The 11,115-nt window shown below is 51.4% G+C and carries 10 protein-coding genes and 1 other annotated feature; of the genes, 9 read left to right on the forward strand and 1 reads right to left on the reverse strand.

All coding sequences use genetic code 11. The features are described 5' to 3' along the window. Positions 1-5: 5 nt before the first annotated feature. The 3 genes from H9Q78_RS13535 to H9Q78_RS13545 are packed head-to-tail and all read left to right on the forward strand — an operon-like array spanning position 6 to position 3,326. Positions 6-1,493 carry an FGGY-family carbohydrate kinase gene (locus H9Q78_RS13535; protein WP_249302430.1) on the forward strand — a complete coding sequence of 496 codons (1,488 nt, stop codon included), beginning with the start codon at positions 6-8 and terminating at the stop codon, positions 1,491-1,493. 43 nt (positions 1,494-1,536) lie between these two features. Beyond that, entirely contained in the window at positions 1,537-2,394 is an 858-nt protein-coding gene (locus tag H9Q78_RS13540; RefSeq protein WP_249302431.1) for a class II fructose-bisphosphate aldolase, read from the forward strand. Between the two features lie 14 nt (positions 2,395-2,408). Next, a complete protein-coding gene (locus H9Q78_RS13545) occupies positions 2,409-3,326 on the forward strand; it encodes a cupin domain-containing protein (RefSeq protein ID WP_249302432.1) in 918 nt (305 codons plus the stop codon). Between the two features lie 74 nt (positions 3,327-3,400). On the opposite strand, the gene H9Q78_RS13550 is transcribed toward H9Q78_RS13545, so the two are convergent. After that, positions 3,401-4,780: a citrate/2-methylcitrate synthase gene (locus tag H9Q78_RS13550; protein WP_249302434.1), complete on the reverse strand. Its 1,380-nt coding sequence runs from the start codon at positions 4,778-4,780 to the stop codon at positions 3,401-3,403. Between the two features lie 310 nt (positions 4,781-5,090). Between H9Q78_RS13550 and H9Q78_RS13555 the strand changes: the two genes are divergently transcribed. The 6 genes from H9Q78_RS13555 to trpC all read left to right on the forward strand — a co-directional run bounded on the left by H9Q78_RS13555 (position 5,091) and on the right by trpC (position 11,103). After that, complete coding sequence (locus H9Q78_RS13555) at positions 5,091-6,368, forward strand: homoserine dehydrogenase (protein WP_249302436.1); 1,278 nt, start codon at positions 5,091-5,093, stop codon at positions 6,366-6,368. A gap of 77 nt (positions 6,369-6,445) precedes the next feature. Next, positions 6,446-6,694, forward strand: a binding site (T-box leader). Between the two features lie 173 nt (positions 6,695-6,867). Further along, on the forward strand, positions 6,868-7,002 hold the full coding sequence (locus H9Q78_RS14510) for a hypothetical protein (RefSeq protein ID WP_283245052.1): 135 nt from the start codon (positions 6,868-6,870) through the stop codon (positions 7,000-7,002). 178 nt (positions 7,003-7,180) lie between these two features. Next, a complete protein-coding gene (gene trpE / locus H9Q78_RS13560) occupies positions 7,181-8,632 on the forward strand; it encodes an anthranilate synthase component I (protein WP_249302437.1) in 1,452 nt (483 codons plus the stop codon). A gap of 2 nt (positions 8,633-8,634) precedes the next feature. Beyond that, positions 8,635-9,234, forward strand: a complete 600-nt coding sequence (locus H9Q78_RS13565) for an anthranilate synthase component II (RefSeq protein ID WP_249302439.1) — start codon at positions 8,635-8,637, stop codon at positions 9,232-9,234. Between the two features lie 30 nt (positions 9,235-9,264). After that, on the forward strand, positions 9,265-10,275 hold the full coding sequence (trpD, locus tag H9Q78_RS13570; protein WP_249302442.1) for an anthranilate phosphoribosyltransferase: 1,011 nt from the start codon (positions 9,265-9,267) through the stop codon (positions 10,273-10,275). A 12-nt stretch (positions 10,276-10,287) separates the two neighbouring features. Beyond that, positions 10,288-11,103, forward strand: coding sequence for an indole-3-glycerol phosphate synthase TrpC (trpC, locus tag H9Q78_RS13575; protein ID WP_249302443.1), 816 nt, complete (start codon positions 10,288-10,290; stop codon positions 11,101-11,103). The last annotated feature ends 12 nt before the right edge of the window (positions 11,104-11,115 follow it).

The raw sequence follows: 11,115 nt of genomic DNA on the forward strand, positions 1-11,115 counted from the left end.
GAAGCATGGACTTTATCGGTATTGACGTGGGGACATCCGGCTGCAAGGCGTCGGTGATTTCTGAAACGGGCACTGTCCTTAAAAGCGCCCGGCGTGAATATAAGCTGTCCGGAGGACAGAGTGGATTTGCCGTCCTGAGCCTTACCGCCGTATGGAACAGCGTGAAAGCCGTATTGAAGGAACTCGCACCGGCCGCGGCCGGTGTGAGGGCTGCCATGATGTCGTCCCTTGGCGAGACGCTCGCGCTGATCGATAAGAACGGGCAGCTGCTTTTGGATGACGGCATAACCTACATGGACAGGAGGAACACAGAGGTGTGGAACCGGCTTAAGCACCGGATTCCGCGGGAGGAGCTTTACCTTATTACAGGAAAGACGGAGCCGCAGATTGCCGCGGTCAATCAATATACATACTGGAAGGAAACAAGGCCGGATATTTTTGAAAAAGCAGACAGGATCTTTTTTGTAGACAGTTACATCGCGTATTTGCTGTGTGGAGAGGCCATGATCGATTATTCAGCCGCCTCCAACACAATGTGTTTTGACATCAGCAGCTTTCAATGGTCCGGCAGCATAGCGAAACGGTATGATATGGACCTGCGGCTTTTTCCACAGATTGGCAGGGCGGGGACCCGTTTGGGAACGATAAGAAAAAAATGCAGTGAAGAGCTTGGACTGCCTGTGGATATGGAGATCCTGGCAGGCTGCCATGACCAGATCAGCGCTGCAGTCGGGGGAGGGGCAGTCAGGCCGGGAGATGCTGTTCTGGGGGAAGGCTCCACGGAAGCGCTCAATCTGCTGACTGACAGAAAAGGCGCGGAGAGAATCAGACAGGCGCGCCTGCAAATGGAGCCATTTGTAAAAAAGGGGATGTACGTTTCATTGCTCAGCCGTCTGATGCATGGGAACTGCCTGAAGTGGTTTATCCGGAATTTTGCGGCAGCCCTCAGTGACAAATGTGAAAAAGAAGGGAGGAGTGTATACGACGATTTGAATCAGAACTGTTCAGGCATTTCCGGAGGCGTTGTGTTCCTGCCGTATTTATCCAGCACTTGTTTTGCGGATATCGGACAGTCCATGGGTTCCTTCATCGGGATGGACGCCGGAGCCACTGTATATCATCTGTACCGCGGGATGCTGGAAGGACTCTGCTGTGAATCGGCGGAAATGTTTCAGCTGCTTAAGGACTATGGGATACCGGTGGACGGTGTCACGGCGGTCGGGGGTGTCTCCAGGTCGGCTGTATATATGCAGATGAAGGCCGATATTACCAGAAAGGAAATTGAAGTCCTGAAACACGAGGAAGCGGGTGCCCGTGGTCTGGCGATGCTCTGCGCCGTGGAATTCGGCTGCTATTCCGGCTTAGAGGAGGCCGGCCGGCGGTTCCGGGAAACCATGTGCCGCTATGTGCCGAAGCAGGACAGTTCTGGGATACTGGAGCGGCACCGGCGGCTCAGCAAAGCGGTCAGGGCTGTTTACTCAGGACTGCAGTGATAACAGAACCAACATCATGACTAATTTACCAGGGGGTACAAATATGCTTGTAAACATGAAAGAAATACTGAGGGAAGCGCGGAGGAATAAGATGGCGGTCGCGGCGATCAACACGCCGGGCTTTGATATTGTCCGTGCTGCCGTGGATGCGGCGGAGGAATTGCAGACACCGGTCATTCTGGACCATGCCAGCGCTCATGAAACGGACATCGCAATGGAAGTGATCGGGCCGTATATGGTGGAATGTGCAAAAAACGCATCGGTTCCGGTAGCGGTCAATCTGGATCACGGACTGAGCCTGAATATGTGCCTGCGGGCGGTGAAATGCGGTTTTTCCTCGGTCATGTACGACGGGTCCTATCTTCCCTATGAAGAGAACATTGCCAATGTAAAGGAAATCTGCGATATGGTTCATCCGTTTGGGCTCACGGTGGAGGCTGAGATTGGGAGAATGCCGGGATTTGGCAATCACGGGGGGATCGATCCAAAGGATAAGACAGGCTTTTACACGGATCCTGAAGTCGCGAAGGACTTTGCGGTGAGGACTGGCTGTGACGCCCTGGCGGTGTGCATCGGTACGGAGCACGGATTTTATAAAGCGGCTCCGGTCCTTGACCTGAAGCGGCTGGAGGAGATCCGGGCAGCGGTCCCGGAGGACACCGCCCTGGTGATGCACGGAAGTTCGGGAGTATCATTTGAGGATCTGCAGGCGGCGATCAGCTCCGGCATGTCCAAGATCAATTATTATACGTATTTATCCATTCAGGTAGCCCCGGAGCTTCAGAGGATCATCGCCCAGAATCCGGAGCAGACCTACTATAATACTCTGACTGCCCGCGCATATGAAGTATTGAAACAAGGAGCCAAGGATATCATTGCCTGTATGAGAAACGGACGGTAAGAAAGGAGTAAAAAATGCCGAAGCTTACTGATATTTTAACAAAGTTCCCTTTTGCCGACGGAAGGAAATATCCGAGGCTGATCCGCAGGGAGGAATACAGTAGTGCTCTGTATCCGCCGGACAACGCGTTTACGAGCGACAATACCTTTACGATAGTCAGCACAGATACCTTTATGCTGGGAATTTATGAGCTGGGGCCCGGCGGCGCTTTTGACCCGCTGGATATCCATCCGGGGGATGAGTTTTATTATATTCTGCAGGGACCTATCGTGCAGCGGAGCGGAAACGGCCAGTTCGCGTATCTGGAGACCGGGGACGGACTGTTCATGCCGCAGGAGGCATGGCACAAGGCTCATAACTTTTCGGATCAGAAGGTCCGGGTGCTTTACTTTATCACACCGAAGGCATGGGGAGAAGACATTCCGCCGGCTTATATCCCGACGGATGCGGAGACAAAGTTTTATAAAGGGCCGAATAACGACAAGCTGCCGGATATGCGAAGTGTGATCCAGAATGTCAGCAGACAGGGCTGTACCGACGATATCGGCAGCTGGCCGGTGGACGGAAAAGAAGCCAGGGCCTATCCCCAGGCGGTATATACGGTAAGGGATTGTGACAAGCTCAACAATATCCATGGAACAAAGCACCCAATGCTGATGCGTTTCATAGGGAGCAATGATTACGGACACTTTGGAGAATTCATCCTTCCGCCCGGCGGTTATGGACCGAGGTGCTCCGAAGAAGACTGCCACGGAGGAGATGCGGCAATCTTTTGTATAGACGGACCAATTACCATAAATCTCACGCAGATGCAGGAATCCTTCCAGCTGCGCCCTGAGGATTCCTTTTTCCTGCCGGCAGGGACTCCTTATCAGCTGGTGAATTTTGAAAGTCAGCCGGTGAAAGCTGTGTTTGCAGTCACGGCCCTTTGACGAAACGAATGATTCTGACAGAGAGACGCAGAACGGGTATGCCTTAAATCATAAGGCATACCCGTTATTTGTCGTTATTTCCGGTCATCCAGGGCCACATAACTGTGATGCTGTCCCACATATTTATAAGCAGGGCGGATGATCTTGCTGGAGTTCACCAGTTCTTCGATCCGGTGCGCGCACCAGCCTGAGATACGGGAGATGGCAAATATGGGAGTGAAGAGTTCATTGGGAAGACCCAGCATGTTATAAACGAAGCCGCTGTAAAAGTCCACGTTGGCACAGATGGCTTTGTGCAGCTGTTTCTGCTCTGACAGGAGCTGACAGGCCAGCCGCTCCACGGTAGTGTAGAGTTTATATTCCTCCGTTCGGCCTTTTTCCTCGGAGAGCGCCTTGGCATATTTTTTTAGAATGACGGCGCGGGGATCGGATTTGGTATATACGGCATGGCCGATGCCATAAATCAGTCCGCTCCGGTCAAACGCCTCTTTGTTGATCAGCATCTGGAGATATTCACGGATTGCATCCTCGTCGGACCAGTCGGGAATATTTTTCTTCAGATCAGCGAACATATTCTGCACCTTCAGATTGGCTCCGCCGTGCTTCGGGCCTTTCAGGGAACCGAGAGAAGCTGTAACGGCTGAGTAGGTGTCGGTGCCGGTGGAGGACACGACATGGGTAGTGAAGGAAGAATTGTTCCCGCCGCCGTGTTCGGCGTGGATGACAAGTGCCACATCCAGTACCTTTGCCTCCAGTTCCGTATATTTTCCGTCGGGACGAAGCAGCCGGAGAATGTTCTCCGCAGTGGAGAGCTGAGGCTTGGGATTCCGTATGACCAGGCTTTCGTCCAGATGATAGTGGCGGTATGCCTGATAAGCGTATACGGAAATCAAAGGAAACTGGGCGATCAGATGGAGGGACTGCTTTAATACATTGGGGATGGAAACGTCGTCCGGATTTCTGTCGTAGGTATACAGGGTGAGGACACTTTTCTGCAGCGAGTTCATGATATCTTTGCTCGGAGCCTTCATAATGATGTCACGCACGAAGGTGTCGGGAAGGTTCCGGAAGTGGCCCATCAGCTCCAGAAACTCATCCATCTGAGCGTGGGTGGGGAGACTGCCGAATAGGAGCAGATATGTAGTCTCCTCAAAACCGAATTTACGGTCCTGAAAGCCATTGATCAGATCTTTGACATTGTAGCCCTGATAATAAAGGCGTCCGTTGGCCGGGATCTTCCGGCCGTTGATGACGTCAAATGCGATAACGTCGGATATTTCGGTGAGACCTGTCAGGACACCCTTGCCGTTGGAATCACGGAGACCGCGTTTTACGTCGTATTCTGTATAGAGATTCAAATCTATGTGATTGGAGTTCTTACAGTATTCCACCAACTGATCTAAACGGGTGTCAAACTCAAAGTCTACGGGGTTGAATCTTTCATCGTCGGACATAGAAAAACCTCCTTTAGAATATACATTGCCTGCCTTAGATACCGGTCTTTAAAAGATTATAGTATACTTTAACAGCATTTTGAAAATAAGGCAATCCCTGTTCTGTTTTTTTGGCGATTTTATGTATTTTAATGGAAGAATATTTAAAAAATTAGGTATTAATTTTATTGACTTTTTATTCCTAATTTTGTCCGGAGAATAGGAGGGAATCCAGGCGGCGGAATCTCCTTTCCCATTGACAAATGGCTGGAAGGTACATACAATCAGGATAGAACACTCTATGAACAAGAACACAGAAACGGAGGCGTAAATGAAGAAGGTTAAGATCGCCATATTAGGGCTGGGAACCGTAGGATCCGGCGTATATAAGCTGCTGGAGCGGAGAAAACAGGAAATGCCGAGTAAAGCCGGCGTGGAGATAGAGATCGCGAAGATTCTGGTCAGGAATTTGGAAAAGGCCGAGAAGAAGGTCGGCCGGGAACTGCTCACCGATGATTGGAGAGAGATCGTAGAGGATGAGTCTATCTCCGTGATCATAGAAGTGATGGGAGGAATGGAGCCGGCCTGCACCATCATCATGGAGGCGTTTCGGGCCGGGAAGCATGTGGTCTCAGCCAATAAGGATCTGATCGCGTCCAGAGGAAAGGAGCTTTTGGAGGCGGCGAAGGACAACGGCTGTGATTTTCTGTTTGAAGCCGCAGTCGCCGGCGGAATACCGATTCTCCGCCCCATGAAGCAGTGTCTGGCAGGCAATGAGATCAGCGATATCATGGGAATCTTCAATGGGACAACGAACTTCATACTGACAAAGATGACAGATGACGGCATGGAGTTTGAGGATGCCCTGAGAGTGGCAAAGGAGCTTGGGTACGCGGAGGCAGATCCTACGGCTGATGTGGAGGGATATGACGCGGGCAGGAAGGTGGCGATACTGGCTTCCATCGCGTTTCACTCCCGAGTGGTCTTTGAAGACGTCTATACAGAGGGGATTTCAAAGATAAACGCTAAGGATATCCAGTATGCCAAAGAGCTGGGGTGTGATATCAAGCTTTTAGGAGTGGCGAAGAACACGGATAACGGTATCGAGGCCAGAGTGCATCCGATGTTAATACCCAGCGGACATCCTCTGGCATCTGTGAAAGACGCTTTTAATGCGGTGTTTGTCCACGGAGATGCAGTGGATGACGCTATGTTTTATGGAAGAGGAGCCGGAGAGATGCCCACGGCCAGCGCCATAGTGGGCGACGTCATCGATATTCTGCGGGATATTGAATGGGGATGCTGCGGAAGGATCGGCTGCAGCTGCTACCGGGAGCTTCCAGTCAAGGCCATAGGAGATGTGGAAAGCAAATACTTCATGAGGCTTCATGCAGAGGATAAGCCTGGCGTCCTGGCCACCATCGCCGGAGTCTTTGGGAACAACGCAGTGAGCATCTCAAAGCTGATACAGAAAAATACCCAGGATGGCTTTGCGGAGCTGGCGATTGTGACGGATTTGGTCAAGGAATATCATTTCCGGGATGCGGTGACTGTCCTCGGCGGGATGTCGGTGATCCAAAAAATATCCAGTATCATCCGGGTTTTATAGAAAGTTTTTCATTGACAAATGGAAAAGAAGTGATTATACTATGAAACATAGTTATCGAGATTCAATGGAATAACAGCCAGAAACCGATGACCAAGAGAAGTAAGCCGGGAAAGAAATCACAGAGAGCTGCCACAGCTGAGAAGCAGCATTTTGGAACGGACTGAATGGACTTGGGAGGGCGGGCCGAACCCCTGTACAGGCAGTAGGCTTCGACGGGGACCTCATCCGTTATCAACGAGGCACATATGATGGTATGTGACAGAGAGGATGCAGTGCATCAATCAGGGTGGTATCGCAGAAGCAGATCATAAGCTTTTGTCCCTTTTAAGGGGCAGAAGCTTTTTTTGTATACCTTTGAATACTTATAAAACAAATTTGTCTTATGAATCAGATGAGACAGGAAGAAATCCGATCCTTTTCTGGAATCTAAGAAATGAATTTTATCTAGTATAGTGCGGCTAAGAGGGCACCGGCAGAAAGATTCCGGGCCGGCCTAAAGGTGAGCGCCGCAGGGCAGCGGCTGGTGTTCCCCAGACGGAGGGAGGCAGAAACGGAAATACGGATTCCGTTTCTGAGCGAACCGGAGACGGAAAATCATCCGGATTTCCCGGCGACATGTGAGCGGTACTTCTGAAGTGGGGATAAAGCAGCCCCTGCATCGCCAGCGAACCGAAATCGTGACGGCTCGGAACTTCTGCCGGTGTCAGTCTGGATCCTGATTGGAGCTAATGAAAAATGATTCCAAAAAGTATTTTGTATCATCCCTTTTAATAAGGAACTTTGCAGACCCATCATCAGACAGGAGGAGAGCCATGATCACACCAACATACGAAGAGGCGAAAAAATATCGGGACGGCTATAGCCTGGTGCCGATCTGCAGGGAGATATTTGCAGACGTCATTACGCCGATCACATTGCTGCGAAAGCTCGCACAGCTGGATAAACACTACTATCTTCTGGAAAGCGTAGAGGGAGGAGAACGGTGGGGAAGGTACTCATTTCTTGGATTTCATCCGCTGCTGCACGCAGTCTGCGAGGATGGGGGTGTGACGGTTAAAAGCGGAGAGATAGAAAACCGGATTCCCGGAGAGCCGATGGAGGTGCTGAGAGGACTTCTAAAAGAATACCGGGCGCCCAGGCTGGAGGGGATGCCCTCTTTCACCGGAGGCTTTGTTGGATATTTTTCTTATGAAATGCTTCAGTATGCGGAGAAAAAGCTTAAATTTAAGGAGAGTGAATTCCAGGATTTTGATTTGATGCTTTTTGATAAAGTGATCGCCTATGACCATCTGAGACAGAAAATCTGCGTAGTAGTGAATGCGAAGACGGAAGAAGGAGAACAGGGATACAATGCGGCAGTGCTGGAAATAGAGAAGATCATCCATCTGATACAGAGTGAAATACCTTTGCCGGAGGAGCCGAAGAGGGAACCGCCGGAATTTGCCTGCAACATAAACAAAAAGGATTACTGTGCCATGGTGGAAAAGACAAAGCATTATATTAAGGAAGGAGATATTTTCCAGGGCGTGATATCCAGACGGTTTGAGGCGGAATATGAGGGAAGCCTGATGAATGCCTACCGCGTGCTGCGCACCACCAATCCTTCTCCATATATGTTCTTCATCCAAAGCGATGACGTACAAATAGCAGGGGCTTCTCCGGAAACCATGGTGAAGCTCATAGACGGAGAGCTTACGACCTTTCCGGTGGCAGGAACCAGGAAGCGGGGCAGGACGCCGGAAGAGGACAGGAGACTCGAGGAAGAGCTGATGGCCGATGAGAAGGAGCGGGCAGAACATAATATGCTGGTGGATTTGGCCAGAAATGATATCGGAAAGATTTCAGAATATGGGTCAGTGAAGGTGGAGGATTATATGTGTATCCACCGGTTTTCCAAGGTCATGCATATTGCATCTGTGGTCACGGGAAAGCTGAAAGGCGGCATGGACGGATGCGACGCCATACCGGCTCTTCTGCCGGCCGGCACCTTGTCCGGCGCGCCGAAATTCCGGGCCTGTGAGATCATAGAAGAGTTGGAGCCGGCAGCGAGGGGAATCTATGGCGGAGCCATTGGATATATGGATTTTTCAGGTAATCTGGATGTGTGCATCGCCATTCGGACGGCAGTGAAAAAAGGCGGAAGGGTCTATGTACAGGCTGGGGCCGGAATCGTGGCTGACAGTGTGCCGGAGCGGGAATATGAAGAGTGCTCCAACAAAGCCGGGGCGGTAATAGAGGCCATCCGCATGGCCGGGGAGGTGTGAGCATGATATTGCTGATTGATAACTACGACAGCTTTTCTTATAATCTGGTGCAGCTAATAGGCTCCGTCAGCCTGGAAAAGATCCGGATCACCCGGAATGATGAAGCATCGGCGGAGGAGATCGGAGCGTGGAAACCAAGCCATATCGTACTATCTCCGGGGCCGGGCCGCCCGAAAGACGCGGGAATCTGTGAGGACGTGGTGAAGCGCTTCATGGGAGAGATTCCTATTCTCGGAGTTTGTTTAGGACATCAGGCAATCTGTGAAGCGCTGGGGGCGAAAATAACCTACGCAAAGGAACTGATGCACGGAAAACAGAGTAGGATAAAGCTTGACACGAAATCCCCGATTTTTGCGGGACTTTCCGGGACGGAGAAGGCGGCCCGCTATCATTCTTTGGCGGTGGAAAAGGCTTCTCTGCCGGCAAAGCTTCTGGTGACAGGAGAGGCAGAGGACGGGGAAGTGATGGCGGTGGAGCACAGGGATTTTGCTCTGTACGGCATGCAGTTCCATCCGGAATCGGTGCTCACGCCGAACGGAAAAAAGATGATGGAAAATTTCCTGAACATTGACCAGCGAAAGCTTAGATCACAGCATATTTGACAGAGATTTTGGCGGAAAGAAGGAGAGGACATGATAAAAGAAGCGATTTATGAAGTGGTGAACGGCAATGACCTCAGCTATGAGGTGGCTGAGCAGGTGATGGATGAGATCATGGACGGGGAAGCATCCCAGATCCATATGGGCGCGTTTCTGACGGGGCTGCGGATGAAGGGAGAGACCATCGAGGAGATTACTGCCTGCGCGGCCGGAATGAGAAAACACTGTACCCGATTGCTGCACAATATGGATGTGCTGGAGATCGTGGGAACCGGAGGCGACGAGGCCAATACCTTCAATATTTCCACGGTTTCTTCCCTGGTAGTGTCAGCTGCGGGGATTCCGGTGGCGAAGCATGGCAACCGGAGCGTATCCAGCAAATGCGGGGCGGCGGATGTCCTGGAGGCTCTGGGTGTGAACATTGCCATCAGCCCTGTGAAGAGTGCGGCCATTCTGGGGAAGATCAACTTGTGCTTCATGTTCGCACAGACTTATCACACCGCCATGCGGTTTGTGGCGCCGGTCAGGAAGGAGCTGGGCATCCGCACTATTTTCAACATCCTGGGGCCGCTGGCAAATCCGGCGGGAGCTAATTTTGAGCTTTTGGGAGTTTATGATGAAAAGCTGGTAGAGCCTCTCGCCCAGGTGCTGTTAAAGCTGGGCGTCAAACGGGGGATTGTCGTGCACGGACAGGACGGGATAGACGAAATATCCCTGAGCGCACCGACTGTCTGCTGTGAACTGCGGGACGGGGCCATTACTTCTTATATATTGGAGCCGGAGCAGGTGGGGCTTAAAAAGTGCAGGCCGGAGGACCTGGTGGGCGGAGAGCCGGCGGATAATGCACAGATTGCCAGAGAGATCCTGGATGGAAAAAAAGGACCCAAACGGGACGCCGTGGTTTTAAACTCTGCCGCCTGTATCTATATGGTGAAGGACGATGTGAGTCTTTTGGAAGCTGTGAAGCTGGCAGAAGAACTGATCGACAGCGGAAAGGCCAGGGAGCAGCTGGAAGCGTTCATACGGCTCTCAAATGAGAATTGACGGAGGTTTGGCATGATTTTAGATAAGCTGGCGGAAAGCTCCAGGATACGGGTTATGAGAGAGAAGGAAAGAGTGTCGCTGGAGGAAATGAAAAAGAGGGCGTTATTTCTGACGGAGGACCAGAAATCCTTTCCCTTTGAAGAAGCCCTCAGAAAACAGGACATTAACTTTATCTGTGAGGTGAAAAAGGCGTCTCCTTCAAAAGGGGTCATCGCAGAAAATTTCCCTTATGTGCAGATAGCAAAGGAATACGAGAAGGCGGGAGCCGCCTGTATCTCCGTGCTGACGGAGCCGGAATACTTTCTGGGAAAAAATGAATATCTGGCGGCGATCGCGGAAACCGTCCCGCTTCCGATCATCCGGAAGGACTTTACCGTGGATGAATATCAGATCTATCAGGCAAAGACCATAGGTGCTTCCTGTGTGCTGCTGATCTGTGCGCTCCTGGATGCAGACAGATTGAAGCAATACCTGCATATCTGTGACTCTCTCAGTCTGTCCGCTCTGGTGGAGGCCCATGACGAAACGGAGATCCGGATGGCGCTGGACGCGGGAGCCAGGATGATCGGAGTGAATAACAGAGACCTCCGGACCTTTGAGGTGGATATTCATAACAGCGAGAGGCTTCGGAGCCTGGTGCCGGAAGAAATACTGTTCGTGGCAGAGAGCGGGATCCGGGACGCTTCGGATATCCAGGTACTCCGGGATGCAAAGGTTAATGGAGTGCTGATCGGAGAGACCTTTATGAGAAGTGCGGATAAGGCGGGCATGCTGAAACGGCTGAGAGGCGAAGAAATGACAGAAGGCTCTGACCGCGGACAAATATAAGGCAGGCGGAGC

This window comes from Qiania dongpingensis, from assembly GCF_014337195.1.
Taxonomy (GTDB): Bacteria; Bacillota; Clostridia; order Lachnospirales; family Lachnospiraceae; genus Lientehia; species Lientehia dongpingensis.

What these genes read in the sequence shown, in the direction of transcription:
- H9Q78_RS13535 (WP_249302430.1), top strand. Translation starts at nt 6, where the DNA reads ATGGACTTTATCGGTATTGACGTGGGGACATCCGGCTGCAAGGCGTCG.
- H9Q78_RS13540 (WP_249302431.1), top strand. Translation starts at nt 1,537, where the DNA reads ATGCTTGTAAACATGAAAGAAATACTGAGGGAAGCGCGGAGGAATAAG.
- H9Q78_RS13545 (WP_249302432.1), top strand. Translation starts at nt 2,409, where the DNA reads ATGCCGAAGCTTACTGATATTTTAACAAAGTTCCCTTTTGCCGACGGA.
- H9Q78_RS13550 (WP_249302434.1), bottom strand. Translation starts at nt 4,780, where the DNA reads ATGTCCGACGATGAAAGATTCAACCCCGTAGACTTTGAGTTTGACACC.
- H9Q78_RS13555 (WP_249302436.1), top strand. Translation starts at nt 5,091, where the DNA reads ATGAAGAAGGTTAAGATCGCCATATTAGGGCTGGGAACCGTAGGATCC.
- trpE (WP_249302437.1), top strand. Translation starts at nt 7,181, where the DNA reads ATGATCACACCAACATACGAAGAGGCGAAAAAATATCGGGACGGCTAT.
- H9Q78_RS13565 (WP_249302439.1), top strand. Translation starts at nt 8,635, where the DNA reads ATGATATTGCTGATTGATAACTACGACAGCTTTTCTTATAATCTGGTG.
- trpD (WP_249302442.1), top strand. Translation starts at nt 9,265, where the DNA reads ATGATAAAAGAAGCGATTTATGAAGTGGTGAACGGCAATGACCTCAGC.
- trpC (WP_249302443.1), top strand. Translation starts at nt 10,288, where the DNA reads ATGATTTTAGATAAGCTGGCGGAAAGCTCCAGGATACGGGTTATGAGA.